Source organism: Methanoregula sp. (assembly GCF_052325125.1).
Classification (GTDB): Archaea; Halobacteriota; Methanomicrobia; order Methanomicrobiales; family Methanospirillaceae; genus Methanoregula.
The window spans coordinates 38,098-56,677 of the sequence record NZ_JBKQWO010000017.1; the positions used below are offsets into that span (position 1 = coordinate 38,098).

General features: G+C 54.9%; 14 protein-coding genes and 2 tRNA genes. 12 read left to right on the forward strand and 4 right to left on the reverse strand.

Features of this window, described 5'->3' with window-relative positions:
- Positions 1–41 precede the first annotated feature (41 nt).
- The 3 genes from ACLQMU_RS04100 to ACLQMU_RS04110 are packed head-to-tail and all read left to right on the forward strand — an operon-like array spanning position 42 to position 4,274.
- Positions 42–815 (forward strand): hypothetical protein, encoded by a 774-nt coding sequence (locus ACLQMU_RS04100; protein ID WP_424040391.1) that lies wholly within the window; start codon positions 42–44, stop codon positions 813–815.
- Positions 812–1,591 (forward strand): metallophosphoesterase, encoded by a 780-nt coding sequence (locus tag ACLQMU_RS04105; protein WP_424040390.1) that lies wholly within the window; start codon positions 812–814, stop codon positions 1,589–1,591. The genes ACLQMU_RS04100 and ACLQMU_RS04105 overlap by 4 nt, the downstream gene beginning before the upstream one ends.
- Entirely contained in the window at positions 1,551–4,274 is a 2,724-nt protein-coding gene (locus ACLQMU_RS04110; RefSeq protein ID WP_424040388.1) for a DEAD/DEAH box helicase, read from the forward strand. The genes ACLQMU_RS04105 and ACLQMU_RS04110 overlap by 41 nt, the downstream gene beginning before the upstream one ends.
- A gap of 791 nt (positions 4,275–5,065) precedes the next feature.
- On the opposite strand, the gene ACLQMU_RS04115 is transcribed toward ACLQMU_RS04110, so the two are convergent.
- The gene (locus tag ACLQMU_RS04115) at positions 5,066–5,620 is read right to left on the reverse strand and encodes a TATA-box-binding protein (RefSeq protein WP_422150206.1); all 555 of its coding nucleotides are present in this window, start codon (positions 5,618–5,620) and stop codon (positions 5,066–5,068) included.
- 191 nt (positions 5,621–5,811) lie between these two features.
- Between ACLQMU_RS04115 and ACLQMU_RS04120 the strand changes: the two genes are divergently transcribed.
- From ACLQMU_RS04120 to ACLQMU_RS04155, 8 genes are all read left to right on the forward strand, one after another.
- The gene (locus tag ACLQMU_RS04120; protein WP_424040386.1) at positions 5,812–7,479 is read left to right on the forward strand and encodes an AMP-binding protein; all 1,668 of its coding nucleotides are present in this window, start codon (positions 5,812–5,814) and stop codon (positions 7,477–7,479) included.
- Between the two features lie 386 nt (positions 7,480–7,865).
- Positions 7,866–8,552, forward strand: coding sequence for a hypothetical protein (locus ACLQMU_RS04125; protein ID WP_422149127.1), 687 nt, complete (start codon positions 7,866–7,868; stop codon positions 8,550–8,552).
- Between the two features lie 397 nt (positions 8,553–8,949).
- Positions 8,950–10,836: an AMP-binding protein gene (locus ACLQMU_RS04130; protein ID WP_422149126.1), complete on the forward strand. Its 1,887-nt coding sequence runs from the start codon at positions 8,950–8,952 to the stop codon at positions 10,834–10,836.
- 56 nt (positions 10,837–10,892) lie between these two features.
- Positions 10,893–10,977: transfer RNA gene (locus ACLQMU_RS04135), tRNA-Leu, on the forward strand.
- Between the two features lie 389 nt (positions 10,978–11,366).
- Entirely contained in the window at positions 11,367–11,924 is a 558-nt protein-coding gene (locus ACLQMU_RS04140; protein ID WP_443673557.1) for a GNAT family N-acetyltransferase, read from the forward strand.
- A 45-nt stretch (positions 11,925–11,969) separates the two neighbouring features.
- Positions 11,970–12,054: transfer RNA gene (locus ACLQMU_RS04145), tRNA-Leu, on the forward strand.
- Between the two features lie 78 nt (positions 12,055–12,132).
- Positions 12,133–12,873, forward strand: a complete 741-nt coding sequence (locus tag ACLQMU_RS04150; RefSeq protein WP_422149124.1) for a heparan-alpha-glucosaminide N-acetyltransferase — start codon at positions 12,133–12,135, stop codon at positions 12,871–12,873.
- A gap of 500 nt (positions 12,874–13,373) precedes the next feature.
- The gene (locus ACLQMU_RS04155; RefSeq protein WP_443673558.1) at positions 13,374–14,963 is read left to right on the forward strand and encodes an FMN-binding glutamate synthase family protein; all 1,590 of its coding nucleotides are present in this window, start codon (positions 13,374–13,376) and stop codon (positions 14,961–14,963) included.
- A 69-nt stretch (positions 14,964–15,032) separates the two neighbouring features.
- Here ACLQMU_RS04155 and ACLQMU_RS04160 read toward each other — a convergent pair whose 3' ends face one another.
- On the reverse strand, positions 15,033–16,181 hold the full coding sequence (locus ACLQMU_RS04160; RefSeq protein ID WP_422149122.1) for a hypothetical protein: 1,149 nt from the start codon (positions 16,179–16,181) through the stop codon (positions 15,033–15,035).
- 169 nt (positions 16,182–16,350) lie between these two features.
- Between ACLQMU_RS04160 and ACLQMU_RS04165 the strand changes: the two genes are divergently transcribed.
- The gene (locus ACLQMU_RS04165; protein WP_422149121.1) at positions 16,351–16,713 is read left to right on the forward strand and encodes a hypothetical protein; all 363 of its coding nucleotides are present in this window, start codon (positions 16,351–16,353) and stop codon (positions 16,711–16,713) included.
- Positions 16,714–16,854: 141 nt separating this feature from the next.
- Here the strand turns inward: ACLQMU_RS04165 and ACLQMU_RS04170 are convergent, their stop codons facing one another.
- Positions 16,855–17,184 (reverse strand): P-II family nitrogen regulator, encoded by a 330-nt coding sequence (locus tag ACLQMU_RS04170; RefSeq protein WP_422149120.1) that lies wholly within the window; start codon positions 17,182–17,184, stop codon positions 16,855–16,857.
- A gap of 14 nt (positions 17,185–17,198) precedes the next feature.
- Entirely contained in the window at positions 17,199–18,413 is a 1,215-nt protein-coding gene (locus tag ACLQMU_RS04175; RefSeq protein ID WP_422149119.1) for an ammonium transporter, read from the reverse strand.
- Positions 18,414–18,580 lie beyond the last annotated feature (167 nt).

Genomic DNA, 18,580 nt, shown 5'->3' on the forward strand with positions numbered 1-18,580 from the left:
ATACCTTGAATACCTCTCTTTTGTAAGTACTGATCACGATCATGGAAGGTGCAACCCGTGTTTTTGCCGGAGATTTTTCCGGCGCGACGCTTACCGTGCCAGCGGACGATCCAGGAAGCCCGGGCTGGATCGTGACCCCGGGCGGGGCGTGGTGCCGGTTGCTGTACCTTTGCGGGGCTCTCACCGAAGTTACCGAGATCGCCGATGTGCTGCACTGCCGGCTTGCCGACCCGACCGGTGCATTCGATATCGTGGCAGGAGGCCGAATGGGAGCTGTCGCGGAACAGATCCGTGCGATCCCGGTACCCTCTTTTATAGCGGTCACAGGAACTGCGCAGCTGTATACAAAGAACGGGAGCCGGGCGGTCTCGGTCAGGCCTGAATATATCCACGTGATCGACAGGGCTGTCCGCGACCGGTGGATCGCTTTGACTGCGGATATGACGCTCGCCCGGCTTGAACTGCTGCTTGCCTCGCTCGAAGAATGCACCGGCGATGCGCGGGCGGACCGTACCATCCGGCACTATGGGCTCACCCGGGAACGGCTCCGCGAGATGGTTTCAATGGTCGGAGGTGCGCTTGACAGTGCCCGAACTGCTCCTGCGGCACCCCCGGTCGCCGAGGAGGACATCAGCGCAATCGTCATGGAGATTATCCGCGCAAAAAGCGGCCCGCGGGGCGTGGCCGTGCAGGACGTAATCGATGCCGGGGAAGCGGGGGGATTTACCAAGGATGCGGTGCTTGCCGCGATCGGGACCCTGGTGACAAACGACGATTGTTACCAGCCCCAGAAAGGATACGTAAAACCATTATGAAACTGGAGTTTATCAGGGACGGCCCGGCGCTTGTCATCGAGAACACCGAGCGCCTGCTCATCGTTGCCGACCTCCATTTCGGGATCGAGGCCGATCTCGCCGCGCATGGAATGCATTTCAAAAGCCACAGCACCGAACGCCTCGACCGGCTCATGAAGACCATCGATGCGACAGATCCGGACCGGCTTATCCTCCTGGGTGACGTCAAGCACAGCATCCCGTCGCTCACCCGGCAGGAGTGGAGAGAGATCCCGGGTGTCCTCGATACGATCCGGCGCCGCATCCCGATCCTTGTCTTCCCGGGAAACCACGACATCGGCATCGAACGGTTCCTTGAGGAGGCCGAGATCCGGCCAAAGGAGGGAGAGGTCATCGATGGCGTCGCGTACCTCCACGGCCACACGTACCCGGCGCCTGACCTTGGCGGTCACCTTATTGTGACCGGTCACCACCACCCGCAGGTCAGCCTGCACGACGAGGTGGGCTGTTCCCTCCAGTCGCCGGCCTACCTGCGGGCGACAATCGATGTAAAAGCGCTCGGCCTCATGAATGCCGGTACGGCCCCTGCCCGGGCCCTTTTCGTGCCCGCGTTTAACGAGATCGCCGGTTACGATATCGTAAAGATCGCCCGCGACCCGTTCTCGCCGATCTCGCGGTGCATGAAGCAGGACGATGCGGAGATCATACTTGCCGACGGGACGTATATCGGCCCGCTTTCGATGCTGCTCGACGAAGATGCAGACGAGGACCCGGGGGCATATCTCCATGGTGCTTGAGCTGCTCGATAACCATGTCAGGGAGTGCATCAGGAAGCGGGGTTTTACCCGGCTTTCGCCCGCACAGGAGCAGGCGATCCCCCTCATCCTGGAAAAGAAAAACCTCGTCCTGATCGCCCCCACCGGGACCGGCAAGACCGAGAGCGCAATGTTCCCGGTCTTCGATGCGCTCCTGAAGATGCCTGCCGGGGGAGGATTCAGGGCAATTTACGTTACTCCCTTACGCTCCCTTAACCGGGACATCCTTGCAAGGATGGAGTGGTGGTGCCGGGAGCTGGGCCTTACGGTCGGCGTCCGGCACGGGGACACTCCGATGGGAGAGCGCAGGAAACAGGCGCTCCACCCGCCCGACCTGCTTATCACGACGCCCGAAACCCTGCAGGCGCTCTTCATGGGAAAGCGCCTAAAAAAGCACCTCGAACATGTGCGGTTCGTGATCGTCGACGAGATCCACGAGATGGCCGCAAGCAAGAGGGGGGCGCAGCTCACGGTCGCTCTCGAACGAATTGTCGCCTATGCCGGTGAATTCCAGCGCATCGGTCTTTCTGCCACGGTCGGGAACCCGGAGACGATAGCCCGGTTCCTCTGCGGCGAGCGACCATGCGAAATTGTTCAGGTACCGGTGGCAAAACAGCTGGACATCACGGTCAATTTTGTCGGGGACGACTTTAAGCACCAGGTCCACGCGCTCGAAGGGGCGCTCAATACGGAGGGCTCAACGCTCGTTTTTGTCAATACCCGGGTGACAGCTGAAGCGCTCGGCCATGCCCTGTTCCACCGGGGAGACGTGGAGGTACACCACGGTTCGCTCTCAAAGGAGATCCGGATCGATGCCGAGGAGCGGTTCAAGAAAGGCGAGATCCGCACTCTCATCTGCACCTCGTCCATGGAACTTGGGATCGATATCGGCAGGGTGGACCACGTCATCCAGTTCGGCTCCCCCCGCGAGGTCGCCCGGCTGGTGCAGCGGGTCGGCCGCGCCGGCCACCAGCTCAACACCATTTCGCGCGGCACGATCCTTGCCACCGGCTTTGACGACCTGCTGGAGTCCCTCGTGATCGCCAGAAGGGCGCAGGCAAACGAGATCGAGCCGGTAGTGCCGGAAACGAATGCCGGTGACGTGCTCGCCAACCAGATCGCCGCTATCGCCGTGGAGTACGGCGAGATCGAACGCTCCCGGATCCGGGAGATTGTAACGAGATCCGCTATCTTCGCCGGGTGCGGTACGCTCCTTGACGAGGTCTGCGCCCAGCTCGAGGAGCATCGGCTTATCCGGATCGATGGCAGCCGGATCGTCACGACAGCCCGTGCACGCCGCTACCTTTCAGGCAACCTCTCGATGATCCATGACGAGCGCAAGATCCCGATCTTCGATATGGTTTCGCGCCGGACCGTGGGTACGCTGGACGAATCGTTCGTGGTCGGCTGGGTGCATACCGGCGCGGTCTTCATCACCAAGGGCCAGCTCTGGCGGGTACTGGAGATAAACGAAGGCCGGCTCACGGTCGAACCGGCGAAAAAAGCGATCGGCGAACTGCCATCATGGGAAGGCGAACAGATCCCGGTCCCGTTTGCCGTCGCACGGGAAGCAGGGGCGATCCGGCGCGAGCGCACCACCGGGCAGTATACAAAAGAAAAAGAGAGCATCGCGTTTGCTGCCCATATTCTCTCGGAGATGGAGAAGAACCGGTGCAAAATCCCGACCGACCGGCTCATCACGCTCGAGAACATCGATGATGGCGTTGTCTGCAATGTCTGCGCCGGCCACAAGGCAAACGAGGCACTGGGCCGCGTGCTCTCGATCCTGATATCCGCGCGATACGGGACGACTGTGGGGATTGAGCTGGACGCATACCGGATCCTGCTGCGCCTGCCCTCGGCAATCCGGGCTGCAGACGTCCGCGACTTTCTCCTCTCGCTGGAGCCCACCCACATGCCCGGTATCCTCAGGCTCGCTCTCAAGCGTACGGCGCTTTTCAAATGGAAACTGGTGCAGATTGCAAAAAAATTCGGGGCGATCGATCCGGATGCGGACTACGAGAAGATCAGCATCCATCGCCTGCTCGACTATTTCGACAACACGGTTGTCCAGCAGGAGGCGTACCGCGAGCTGTTGTCCGGTTACATGGACGTGGACGCTGCCGCGCAGGTGGTCAGCGAGGTAAAAGAGGGCATCATCGGGGTCGCCATCGGCCCCCACTCGATCATCGGCGCGGACGGTATCCTTTCCTCCCGCGACCAGATCCCGCCACCGACCGCAGACCAGGCCGTCCTTGCCACGCTCAAACGCCGGCTTGAACAGGACGATGTCGTGCTTGCCTGCATGAACTGCCGGGACTGGAAGAGCCACACGGTCGTCTCGCGGGTACCGGACTCCCCCCAGTGCCCGAAGTGCGGTGCCCGTCTCATCGCCGCGCTCAAACCGTATGAGGCAGAGGCGTACGCAATCGTTTCAAAGAAGAAGAAAAATGAAGAGGAGCGGGCTGTCGAGCAGCGTCTCCTCAGGAATGCCAACATCGTTCTTTCCAGCGGGAAAAAAGCCGTTATTGCGCTCTCCGCCCGGGGGGTGGGACCCGAGAATGCCTCCCGTATCCTCGCGACGCTCGCGGACGGCGATGCCTTTTACCGCGAGATCCTCAAGGCAGAACGGAACTTCATCCAGACACACCGGTACTGGGCGTAGGACAATCCTACCCACGTACCGGGATAGGGTGCAGGAAAAGGGCAAGAACCGGAGGACACCGGACGGGAAAAGGGATCCGGTAAGGTGAAAAACGAATAACCGTCCCGGTAAAACATCACCCGCAGGGAATCCTGACTTCCCACCGAATGGGAAAAACCATCAAAACCACCTCATCCCGCTATCCGGATGCTCCTCATGACCTGCAGGCAGCAAAATGGTGGCAGATCCCATGCATTTTCAGGAAAAAAACCGGCCGTTTTTTCCCGTTCAGGAACCCCCTTTATTTTTTGGCCATACTGCCCTTTTGGGCATACCCGATGTGCCGGATGACCTGCTGGACTCTCATTTTTTCACGTTCAAAGGAAAGCCGCTAAAGTGCACGGTTTTTTCCCGGTTAAAACGGTCCGTTTCAAAAAATATCGGATTAAAACAATAATCATGGAGAGGATTGGCGCCATTTCCACGGGAACTTCCCGGACCCGGATCCGGCCCGGAAACTTACCGTCGGAGAATGGATCCGTGGAATGAGTCAATCAGGCTACCCTCATCCTGACAGGAAATGGTATGCCGGTAAGATGGGATTACGCAGTCGGTTTTCTTCAGGGTCTCTTCCTGAGGGGTGCATGTATCGGAGTGAGGCAAAAGATCCGGCTCTTTTTGAGAGGCACAAAAAAAGCGTCCCGCAAACGGTTGACAGGTATAACGAATTTTTTATTGCCGCCGGTAAGGGAGTTTTAAAAAAAGATCCGTGAAAAAAGATCGTTGTGCAGGTACGATACCGGCACCGGTATTTACATAATGCTTTCGAGTTTCTGTTCGAGGAAGTCGAGGCCTTTCTTGATATCTTCAAGGTTTTTCCCGCCGGTCAGGATGATCTTTCCGGAAGAGAAGAGGAGTGCGACAATCTTCGGGTCCTTGATCCGGTACACGAGACCAGGGAACTGCTCGGGTTCGTACTCGATATTTTCGAGGTTGAGGGTGACAACGACCTTGTTGAGATTGATGTACTTGCCGATATCGTAAGAGCAGACGATGTTGGTGATTGCGACCCGGGGTTTGTCCAGCGTTTCGACACCGGCCTCTTTGAGGGACTTGATGATGATCGCAAGGCCGTCTTTTAACGCCTTGTCGTCCCGGATACCGGTGAGCACAACTTTGCCCGAAGAAAAAATCAGGGATGCAATCTTCGGGTTCTCGATACGGTACACCGCACCCGGGAACCTCTTGGTGTTGAGTTCGCAGCTTTTGATCTTGCTGGATACCATGTTGAGATCTATGGACTCGGCGATGACTCCTGAAGCCACGACATTCTCAATTTTCAATGAATCGTACCGTTTGTCAGCCATCCTGTATACTATGCAGTGTGTCGAATCATAATACTAATGGAGAATCTTTATGTCCCTTCCCCAACTTCTGACGGAAGAACATCTGCAGGAACGGTAAAACCGGTTTTATCGTAAAAAGAGGCGATGAAGGGATAAAAGACAGATTGAAATGGAAATACCATCAATATTCAGGAGGTATTCAGGCTGATTTTATGGGCGAAGACCAGCACAACATGGAAGATTACGACCGGGCAAAAGCGGCATTCTCAATCGATGTTCCCGAGTACTTTAATTTCGGTTTTGATGTAGTCGATGCCTGGGCAAAGAAGGACCGGAACAAGCTCGCGATGATCTGGGCTGACCAGAACGGCAACGAGAAGAAGTTTAGTTTTCTCGATATGTCCAGTCTCTCCAACCAGGCCGCAAACGTCCTCTTAAAATACTGGATCAACAAGGGCGACCGGGTCCTGATCATGGTCCCAAGGATCCCGGAATGGTGGATCTTTGTTGTTGCGCTCATCAAGCTGGGTGCGGTCGTCTGCCCCTGCCCAACCATGCTCACCCCACGGGATATCAAATACCGGGTGAACAAAGGGAAGTTCCGCATGGTGATCACCGATCTCGAAAATGCGGGGAAAGTCGAGGAGATCTGCAACGAATGCCCCACCCTCGCCTGCCGGTTCCTTGTCGATGGCGAGCGCAAGGGTTGGGCAAGCTGGCCTTACGAGCTCCTGTACCCGGCACCGGTCTCGCGCCATACCCCAAGCATCCCTGATGACCAGAGGGCAAAAAGCACCGACCCGATGCTGATCTATTTCACCTCCGGCACCGTGGGAGAGCCTAAGATGGTGCTCCACAACCACGGCCACCCGCTCGGCCAGATTGTCACCGCCCGCTTCTGGCAGGACCTCCGGCACAACGACCTCCACTTCACGGTCACAGATACCGGCTGGGCCAAGTGCGGGTGGGGCAAGATCTTCGGCCAGTGGATCGAAGGTGCCTGTATCTTCGTCTATAACTTTACCGGGAAGTTCAACGCAACAGAGATCCTGCCCCTGCTGGAGAAGTACCAGATTACGACGTTCTGCGCTCCGCCGACGATTTATCGCATGCTGATCCTTGCCGATCTCGACAAGTTTGATCTCTCGTCCCTCCGGCATTGCACGAGTGCCGGAGAGCCGCTCAATCCCGAGGTGATCCGGGTCTGGAAGGAAGGGACCGGCCTCGCCATCCGGGAGGGGTACGGCCAGAGCGAGACCTGCTGCTGCGTGGCCGAGTTCCCGTGCCTTGAGGTAAGGCCCGGTTCCATGGGAAAACCCTCGCCCGGCTGGAACGTGGAGATCCATGATGAGGCTGGTCGGCCGGTCGGTGTCCGCGAGGAGGGCAGGATCGCAATCTCCTGCACCCCGCCACCCCCGGGCCTTTTCGTAGAATATCTCGACAACCCGGAGGAGAATAAAAAGTCGTTTGTGAACGGATGGTACTATACGGGAGACAAGGTATACCGGGATGAAGAGGGGTTCTTCTGGTTCGTGGGCCGGGACGATGATGTGATCAAGTCGTCCGGCTACCGGATCGGGCCCTTTGAGGTGGAAAGCGCACTGCTCGAGCACCCGGCTGTGCAGGAAGCTGCTGTTGTGGGCGTACCGGATCGCATCAGGGGCCTGATTGTCAAGGCGTTTGTGGTCTTAAACGTGGGATTCGAACCTTCAGAGATGCTGGTAAAAGAGATCAAGTCCTACGTGAAGCGCACCACAGCGCCATACAAATACCCCCGTGCTATTGAATTTGTTCCTGAACTGCCCAAAACGCATTCCGGCAAAATCCGGAGAGCCGAGCTGCGCGAGCGGGAATTGCGGAAATACCGGGAGTTCGGGTAATTCCGGATAAAATGGGCAGGACGGGGGGCAGCCTTGGCAGAAGGATGGGAATGCTCCTTCGCACGTTCTGTTCTCCTGCGCGTGTGTTTTCCATGATAGCCAATGAAGTTGAGATAACAATTCATCTCCAACGCAAGGGAAACAATTTCCGGATCGGGGTCCTGCCATGCAGTCAGCCTTACCGCTCCACAAAATTGTGTCGGATTAAAGCCAGACCGGGTTCTTTGCAACACCTCTTCACCTCACGATATGAGGGGGCATAGGCTTTTATCCAGAACCGGCTTTACTCTCCCCTGAGTACAGCTCACTTTCGAGGGCTCCGTATGTCAGGAAAATATGCCTGTACAGGATTGATTCTCCTTATCGTACTTCTCATTCCCGTTTTCATGCCGCTGGCAGGTGCCCAGAGCCAGGGCACCATTACCCGGAGCCAGACATTCACAGTCACGATCGCAGGAACACCGTACACCGCCTACTATGTCTGGCTGAAAGGGACGTTTTCCTTTAGTGGGGAGCCGGGAGACCAGCCGCCGGTTATCGAATCCAACCAGTTAAATATCGTACAGGATCCGCCTGGCGGGCCTTATGCTATCGGATCCTATCAGTACTACGGTGGCGGCGGGCGCACGATCCTTGACGATGTCGCCCCATCTTCCTCCACTGTCCCGAATACCAGTTACTATGCCCAGGTAACAACGGATTCGAACGGTATTGGCATTGTCGCATTCCGGACATCACAGGCCACGGCAGCACGGTCATTCTCTGTTGCGGCCCAGAACCCGGCGGCGCCCGGCCAGGAAGTCAGTGTTGCGCTGGGTGTACCGACCCGGGTTCCGACACCGATAGCAACGTCCCCCAGGCCCGGTGTCCTCTCTGTGCCGATGACAACAGTGACGATAACTACAGTGCCGGTGGCTAATTCAACGCCGATTGCGACACCGGCGCTATCCCCGGTCGGTGGACCGGTGAAAACACCGGCCACGGGGGCTTCCCTTCCCGTGATAGTACCGGTTATTGCGATTTTTGCCGTGATTGTCTTTCTGGCCCTGCTTAACCACAGAAAAAGAGCGTGACTTCACGAAGACGACGACCTGTTCAGGTAATAACAGGTCTTTTAAAGGAACCATGCCGGAAACCCTAGGCATTACCTGGATCCTGCCCTGATCTGCCGACAATTCCCGGGCCATGATACATTCGCTCAGGAAAATTTCCCTCTTGAAAAATTTACAGGCATTTATCCGGGCCGTTGCAGAATTCCTGTTGATTTCCTGTGGAATGGATAGTTGCCCCGATGGTCTTTTGTCCGGAGAAGGGGGGGAGGGTCAGTTACCTGGTGGTGCACCACTATATTCTCACTACATTCAGGAGATAGGAAGGGGCTGAAATTCCCGTTTCCCATCATGTGTCAAACATATTTGGTGCACTAAAAAAACAAAAACCTGATAAAGTGCACCAACAAACAGATCGGGCATGGTGCGGTATTCAATATCCATGGACGATGCCCTGACTACCCGTATCGACAAGGCATGCGAACAACGAAAGATCTCGCGTTCGGACTGGATCGGCGAAGCCTGTTCAGACCGGATCGCGGGTACCAGTGCAGTGTCAGGTGCCGGTACCGGTGGTGCACCTTTGGCAGGTACGCCGATTCTCCCGTTCGTCAGCCCGGTATATCCCCCCGGCCACCACAATGTCGGCGATTACGAAGAAACCATCCACAATTTCCGGATCGATGTCCCGGAATACTTTAATTTCGGGTTTGATGTGATCGATGTATGGGCGGACCACGACCGGAACAAACTCGCAATGATCTGGGTGAACCAAAAAGGCGAGGAGAAGAAATTCACGTTCTGGGACCTGAAGCGGATGTCCAACCAGATCGTGAACATGTTGATCAAGTACGGGCTCAACAAGGGGGAGCGGGTCCTGATCATGCTCCCGCGGGTGCCGGAATGGTGGACGTTTACTATTGCCCTGATCAAGCGTGGTGCAGTATACTGCCCGGCCCCCACCATGCTCACCCCAAAAGACCTGAAATACCGGATCAACCTCGCCGATATCAAGATGGTGATCACGAGCATGGAGCATGCCGACAAGATCGATGCAATCGCAAAGGATTGCCCCTCGCTCTCCTGCAAGATGCTGATCGACGGCAAACGCGACGGCTGGATCAGTTACCCGGTTGAGATGGACTACCCGGCGCCGGTCTCTGCAAAGATCGTAAAGATACCGGGGGCGAAAAAGACCCGGAGCACCGACCCGCTCGTGATCTTCTTTACTTCCGGTACCACCGGGGAGCCCAAGATGGTACTCCATGACCAGAGTTACCCACTTGGGCATATCGTCACGGTCCGGTTCTGGCACGATGTCCATTCAAACGACCTTCACTTCACGAACTCCGACACTGGGTGGGCCAAGAGCGCATGGGGCAAGTTCTACGGACAGTGGATCGAGGGGGCCGCGATCTTTGTCTATGATATCCGCGGGAAATTCAATGCAACCGAGCTCCTCCCGCTGATCGAGAAGTACGGCATCACCACATTCTGCTGCCCGCCAACCATCTACCGGATGCTGATCCTTGCCGACCTCGACAAGTTCGACTTTACCGAGCTCCGGCACTGCGTGAGTGCGGGAGAACCACTCAATCCCGAAGTGATCAAGGCATGGAAAGACGCAACCGGCCTGACCATCTACGAGGGGTACGGCCAGACCGAGACCGTGCTCTGCGTGGGCACGTTTCCCGGCATGACCCCCAAGTTCGGGTCCATGGGGAAACCCTCCCCCGGGTGGCACATCGAGCTGCATGATGACAACGGGAAGGAAGTCGGTGTCCATCAGGAAGGAAAGATCGCAATCAGGGTCAACCCGCGGCCGGTCGGAATGTTCCGTGAATACCTGAACAACCCCGAGGAAAACAGGAAGTCCTTTATCGGCGACTGGTACTATACCGGCGACAAGGCATACCGCGACGAGGACGGTTATCTCTGGTTCATCGGCCGTGACGACGATGTTATCAAGGCATCAGGGTACCGGATCGGGCCCTTTGAAGTGGAAAGCGCTTTAATCGAGCACCCGGCGGTGCAGGAAGCCGCGGTGGTCGGCTCTCCCGACGAGATCCGCGGGCTTATTGTCAAGGCCTTTATCATCCTGAAACCGGGTTTTGCCCCGTCTGAAGCGCTCGTACGGGAGATCCAGAACCATGTAAAAAAGGTCACCGCACCGTACAAGTACCCGCGTGCCATTGAGTTCGTGGACTCGCTGCCCAAGACCATTTCCGGTAAAATCCGGAGAAACGAACTGCGTGAACACGAAATGAAGAAGTACCAGAACGAGACCAGCAACGGGAAGAAGGCATAACCCCCCTTGCCATTCCCCCTCACCTTTATTAAACCGGGAACATAATCTATACAGGCGCGAGGGTAGCCAAGCCAGGTCAACGGCGCCAGGTTCAGGGCCTGGTCTCGCAGGAGTTCTTGGGTTCGAATCCCATCCCTCGCATTTTTAGAGACAGAAACACGAAACTTCATTTGGTAATTTAGAAAGATTTTTATTGTAATATATGGAGAAATTGCATATAATCATGAGACACAGTGAGGATCCTAATAGATTGTCACATTTTACTTTGGCCCAGTGGTCTCATTTGCTATAATGTCTGTGCAGTCCGGAAAAAGTTGAATCGTTTCCAAGGGGAGGGGGGGGAAATTATGGCAAAACCTATAGAGCTCGGACTAGAGTTGAACCGCGCTGAGTCCATCCGATTTCAAAAATATATAGACAACCCGCAATACACAACCGCGGGTCGACAACTGATTAGAGAAGCAGCTGAAATTGCCAAGAAACCACGCGTTTGAATGACGCCGATTGGCATTGAGGAGCTTCAATTTTTAGTGTTAACAGACGAACACCGATCTCTTCTTCCTACGTTTAAATGCAAAAACAACGAACTACGGGGCTTTTTAATCGAAAATGCCTTGGATAGTCAAAGGGATAAAACTGCCAGCACACGGTTGGTCATATATAATGGAAGACTCGTTGGATATTTCACGCTTGTAACGGATGTTATCAAGAAGAAAGAAATTGTTGATGGAGATGGGGAACCCACCTTCCAATATTCAAACTATCCTGCCCTCAAAATTGCCCGTCTGGCCACACATCAAGATTATGAAAACCGGCATATTGGCCGCAGTATGCTCAAAAAAATTTACACAATTTGGATAGAATTTTCTCATTATATTGGTTGTCGGATAATTACTGTTGATGCGAAGCCCGAGGCTGTCGGATTCTATGAAAAATTTGCATTTCATAAGGCTCTAATAGGTATTAGGAAATTGCAAAAGCGAGATACAGTACCACTCTATATCGATATCCGCAAGGAACTTGAACACCTGGGATATGACCACTCTCTAACCGAATATGAGGAAACAGGGAGGGCTGAACGAAATTGATTGTGTATCCCACTTAAAGCACCACGCGCAGAACTCATAAGTGGTGCGAGGGTAGCCAAGCCAGGTCAACGGCGCCAGGTTCAGGGTCTGGTCTCGCAGGAGTTCTTGGGTTCGAATCCCATCCCTCGCACTCTTTTCATGCTTTAACCCTTACACTTCGATCTTTCCAAACACATATCAGAGCCCGGCATCGATTGTACCAGTACTCATGAGCGGCACGGCACGGTACCCCGAGATCGATATCCTCAGGGGTATTGCCATCCTGATGATGATCCTTTTTCATACCATCTTCGATCTCACCTTTTTCCGGATTATGCCGTTCGATGTCGAGAACGGCTTCTGGAGGTTTTTTGCCTACGCCACAGCCTCGCTCTTCCTTCTTATTGTCGGGATATCGCTCTCGATCAGCCATGCCCGCGCCTCATCCCGTCTCCAAGGGCGGGCAATGGTACAGAAATTCCTGTTCCGGGGCGCCGGGATCTTCTGCTGCGGTCTTTTGGTTACGGTCGGGACCTGGTGGTACCTGCAGGAAGGGTATGTCATCTTCGGCATCCTTCACCTCATCGGAGTTGCGGTAATGCTGTCGCCGCTCTTTTTCCGGTTCCGAATATGGAACGCGGTGATCGGGATCGTCTTTATTGTCATCGGGTGGATCCTTGCCACCATCCCAGGCCCGATGGCCTTTTTGGTCTTTGGCATCCACCCGCTCACGTTCCAAAGCGTCGATTACACCCCAATCTTCCCGTGGATGGGGCTTGTGCTGATCGGGCTTGCATTCGGGGAGTTTGCCTATCCCGCGGGAGTGCGGCGGTGGACACGCCCAAAACTCCCTGATCTGATAAACGCTCCCTTGTCATTTTTAGGCAGGCACTCGCTCGTTATCTACCTCATCCACCAGCCGTTGATCCTGCTGGTGTTGTATTTTGCGACCGGTGCACCGGTTCTCTAAAAAATAACGCCGGATCGCCCGGACCAAGGGCCAGCTGGAAACACGTGCGCAATGATCTTTTAAAATTAACGGCTCTGTAGAAAACCTTTTTGAAAAACAAGGCCCCCCCCTCTTGCGCCACCAGTCCCCAAAGGGGGGACGGGGCGCTAGTAGTTATGCCAGGGTATTACCCGCATAGAAAATCTCTCCATTTCTGGGAACCGGTAATACAGCACTATCGCTCATGGGGGGGTACCTGAGCGGCGGGGGCGAAGGGAAAAATTGACAGAGATCTAAAAGAGCGTTCTTACAAATCCCATTGAGGATTACTACTGAACCATATTTTTCAGATATGCGGGATCCGCTTACGGATATGCAACCTTTTATAACTTACCGTAGAAAATCCTCCTTTGTCTGAGATACAATCTTTCACAATGCACGGGGCCGGGAGTTCCTGTATCCTCTTTGGCGCACGCAAATCCTCAAAAACAATATCTTCTGCACGTGGACGTGTGGTATACATGAATCTGAGACAACCCAATGCAAATGAAGCAACAGGTACCGCCAACCGGTCGCGGAGTGTTGTTCCGTGTTCCGGCATCTGTACCCGCTGCCTGGACGGATGTAAAGGCAGTTGCGAGATCTGGCTTTCGTCATTCAGGGGCAGGGAAGTCCTTTATCCCGGCCCGTTTGGTGGAATTACTGCGGGAGCCGACAAGAATTATCCTGTTGACTATTCCCATCTCAACATACAGGGATATGCTGTCGGCGCAAAAGGGTTGCCCGAGGGAACCGATGCCAATCCGGATACAGCTGTCTTTTCATCCGTGGATACCGAAACCGGGTACGGCTGGGACAGGAAAGTGAAGATGCGCCTCCCGATCTTTACCGGTGCCCTCGGCTCAACGGAGATCGCGCGGGTCAACTGGGAGCACTTTGCGATCGGTGCGGCCATCTCCGGCATCACGCTCGTCTGCGGGGAGAACGTCTGCGGCGTCGACCCGGGGCTGAAACTGGATGCCAAAGGTAAGATCAGTGAATCCCCCGAGATGGATTGGCGGATAGCGATTTACCGTAAATTCAACGAGGGCTACGGGGAAATCCTCGTCCAGATGAATGTCGAGGACACGCGGCTGGGGACTGCGGAGTATGTTTCTTCCAAACACAACTTGGACACCATCGAGCTCAAGTGGGGCCAGGGAGCAAAATGTATCGGGGGCGAGATCAAAGTCACCTCGCCCGAACGGGCCATCGAATTAAAAAAGCGGGGCTATATCGTGCTTCCCGATCCTGAACAGAAGAAGAGCCAGGATGCATTTAAGGCCGGGGCGTTAAAAGAGTTTGAACGCCATTCGCGCCTCGGCTTTGTCACAAAGGAAGGATTCATGGAAGAGATCGACCGGCTCCGTGACATCGGGTTTTCGCGCATCACCTTAAAGACGGGCGCGTACTCCATGGTCGAGCTTGCGATGGCGCTTCGCTACGGTTCCGAGGCCAAAATAGACCTCCTCACCATTGACGGCGCTCCCGGCGGGACCGGCATGAGTCCGTGGCCGATGATGAACGAATGGGGCATACCGACATTTTATCTCCAGTCGCTTGCCTGTGATTTCGCCCGGAAACTGGAAAAGAAAGGGATGCGGGTGCCTGACCTCGCCATGGCCGGCGGGTTCTCCGATGAGCCCGTTGTCTTCAAGGCGCTTGCGATGGGGAGCCCGTACTTCAAGGCTGTCTGCATGGGCAGGGGCCTTATGATCCCCGGCATGGTAGGGAAAAACATCGAAAAATGGCTGCAGGCCGGCGACCTGCCCAAGTCCGTCTCCAAATATGGCAGCACGGTTGATGAGATTTTTGTCTGTTACGAGGAACTTAAGGAAAAATACGGCTCGCGGATAAAGGAGATCCCCCTGGGGGCCGTGGGCATCTATACGTACACGCAGAAATTCAGGACCGGTCTCCAGCAGCTCATGGCCGGCAGCCGCAACTTCCGGCTCCCGTCCCTGTCACGCGGCGACCTGATGGCACTCACACGGGAAGCATCTGATATCTCTGGCATCCCGTATGTCATGGAAGCCAGGTACGACGAGGCGATGGCCACACTGCTGGACTGACCTCCTGTAAATGCCTGTACCACCCTGAAGGACGCGCAGGGAAAAAATACCGGGCGCCCCAGGGTGACATTATTTTTTTGCCGGTTCCCTGACCGTGAACGTCCTGAGGATCTCAAGAGAGATCTTTGTCCCGAGCGTTGGCTGGAGCGACTCAATCCATAAAAAAAATCCCACCCGGGACGGTGTCGGACGCTCGAACCGGAAGTGACCCTCCTTTGTCTGCACCATCTTGAGATATTCCTTTTTCTCCCGTGACCTGAGGTAAATGATCAGCTCGAAGCCGGGGAGATCGGTCGCGATAATCGCCTTTGAAAAATACCGAAAAAATTCAGCGTATTCGACACGTTTCCCCTTGACCACGAGGCCATACTGTTCGCAGACTGCTTTAATCGCATGGGGATAGAGCGCCCCGAAAAGGATCTTTTTTACGAGCGCTTCCGTGTCGGTTGCAGGCACCATGTTCTTTCTGCCCCGGCCATGGGTAATGTCGGAAAAGATCCGGTTCCTGAATTCGTCATGATAGTTCCGGTAGTCAACCGGGTGCTTGAGCGGGATATCGGTAGCACGGATAAGTTTTGGATGATTCGTGGGTTTTGTGTACAGGATACGGGGACGGTAATGCTTGACAAGCGCCTTGATCTGCTCACAGGAACTGGTGTGGATGATCGCATTATCCGGGTCCTTTGCGAGCCTTTTTACGACAGAATAGTTGGAGATATCAAAGGAGGAGATGAGAAGGAAGGAGACATGCTCCTGTCCGTACAGGTACCCGAGCAGCCTTTTCTTGAACGCAATCTCGACCTCAAATTCCTTTAAGTCGGCCGGGGACGTCACCACTTCGCCGAATACGACATGATCCTGTGCGTCCACAAGGATAAGGTCAAACTCTGCAAGGTCCTGCCCGTTCCCGCGGAAGGTGATGTCCCCGTACTTCGAATAAAAAATTCCGTTCTGGCCCAGGTGCGCCTGCGCACCGGCACGCGGTGCATCGGCTCCCTTGCGCGCGATGTACCTGATGCAGTCGGATTTCTGCGAGATCTCCAGAAACATTTCGTACACGATCGCCTCGAACCAGCGGCCCTCGGCAGTCCGCATGGGCTCGATATCGGGAGAAAACAATTTTTTACGCTCGATTGTATTCATATGCCGCGTAGCGTTGAGCGCTATGGCTGCCGTGGGTTTAAAATTTTTAAAATTGGAATTCAGCCACGGGATCATGATGTCTTATTAAAGTTTTCAGCGACAGGGTAAATAACAATCTGCATGGGGCACAACGATGGACCCCATCATATTCGAGGCTGAACTAAGTATAAATATGAAAGAAATATATTTCCACCATATCTCCGGTTCGTTATGACCAGGAGAAAAGAGGAGGGGGTAAAAATCGATGACACCAGAAAGCGCAAAGAGCGACCGGAAACCGCTGCCGCGGTATGCCATGCCGGATGGATCCGAGCCGGAATACGGGGCGATCCTTGAACAGATCCAGAACTACCGTAAATCGATGATAGGTTCATCGTTCTTTTATATCCAGGCCAGACCGGCGGAAGAGCCCTGCCTGTGCAGGATCATTCCCGGCGGAGGAAGGATCTTTTTCCACGAAATCGTCGATCACCAGAAGTACGGAATATCGGAAGAGGACATGGAGGATGCGTTAAAATACGACACAGGTACTTTTACCCTGCCCGGTCATTTTCATATCTCGCCGCACATCGAAAAGAAACTGCGTGCACTTCTGGACGCAGAATAAAAAAAATCCGGCCAAAAATTATTGGCCGGACGAGGTGCAGCTGATTGAATTTTTTTTTTTTAAAACAGGATGCGGAGGGGATCCCGCCAGCCTGAACTGAGATTGCTGCATCTTTTTGACGGTAGGTTTGCGGTTGCTTTTTTATGACTCCACATCACCGGTCCTGATCCGTATGGATTTCTCGACCGGCAGGATGAAAATCTTTCCATCGCCGATTTTTCCTGTCCGTGCAGCCCCGGTCAGGGTCGCAATCACATCATCGACATCCTTATCGCGGACAACGATCTCGAGTTTAACTTTGGGCAGGAGGTCAACGGTCATCTTGCCGCCGCGGTACTCAAGGGATATGCCCTTCTGCTCGCCCCGGCCTTTGACCTCGGAAATCGTCATGCTCACATACCCTTTGTCTTCAAGCGCTTTTTTTACGAATTCGAATCGTTCGGGTTTGATGACTGCAACTATCATTTTCATGGTAATCACCTCAATTATCCTGATGCCCGCTCCCCGTGCTGGGAGATATCGAGCCCAACATATTCCTCTTCCTCGGTCACGCGCAGCCCCATGGTTTTGTCCACGATGATGGCCAGGACATAGGTAACCACGAACGCGTAGATAACCGCCGATCCTGCCCCGACAATCTGGGCAATGAACTGGTGGACGTTCCCCTCAATCAGGCCTGAGGCGCCGTTGACCGCCGCGGATGCAAAGATACCCGTGGCAAGCGCTCCCCAGAGACCGCCCATACCGTGGACTGCCCATGCATCGAGACTTTCATCAATGCCCCTGCCCTGCCTCCAGAGCATAATACCGTAGCACATAACACCGGCCACTGCACCGATCGCAATCGATGCCATCGGGGTCACATACCCGGCAGCTGGAGTGATGGCAACAAGTCCCGCTACTGCACCACTGATAAACCCAAGCGAGCTTGGCTTACCGCCGTGTGCCCACGAAACAAGGAGCCATGCCATTGCCGCCACGGCGGTTGCTGTATTCGTCGTGACAAAGGCGTTGACTGCAAGACCGTTTGCTGCGACTGCACTTCCTGCATTGAACCCGAACCAGCCGAACCAGAGAAGTACGGCACCAAGGATCGACCACGGGATGTTGGCCGGTTCCATCGCGTACTTACCGTACCCGACACGTTTGCCGATCACGAGCGCCAGCGCAAGAGCTGCAAACCCCGAACTGATGTGCACGACTGTGCCACCCGCAAAATCGATCGAGCCGAACTGCGATGTCCAGCCGCCGCCCCACACCCAGTGCGCGAGGGGGTCATAGACAATCGTGGTCCAGAGCAGTGCGAAGACGAGGTATGCACTGAACTTGATACGCTCTGCAAAACCGGACGTGACGATTGCCATGGTAACGGTTGCAAACACGAGCTGGAACACCATGTACAACATTCCCGGAATAAGTGTGCTGTACGGGCCGGGATCGCTCATACTCACACCGGTTAAGCCCAGGTTGCTCAGGTTGCCGATAAATCCGCCGACATCCGGGCCGAATGCAAGAGAATATCCTATCAGCACCCATTGGATGCTCACGAGCGCAAAGGCCACGAATGACAACGTGATCATGTCGATGAAGTTTTTCTTCCGTACAAGACCGCCATAGAAGAACCCGACTCCCGGCGTCATAATCATGACGAGGGCCGTTGAGGCGAGAACCCATGCAATAGCACCAGAATCCATAACCATTCAATTCACCTGTTCTGATCAATGCTGTTTTTATGCCGAGACCTGTATAATACGTTAGTTATACAGGCGGGGGCTGGGATCATTCATCCGGATCTCCGAAAAATGCACAAAGGCCGGAAGGCAATTCCGGATAGAAAGTCCGGCCCCTCGTTTTGTAAGCTGGCATT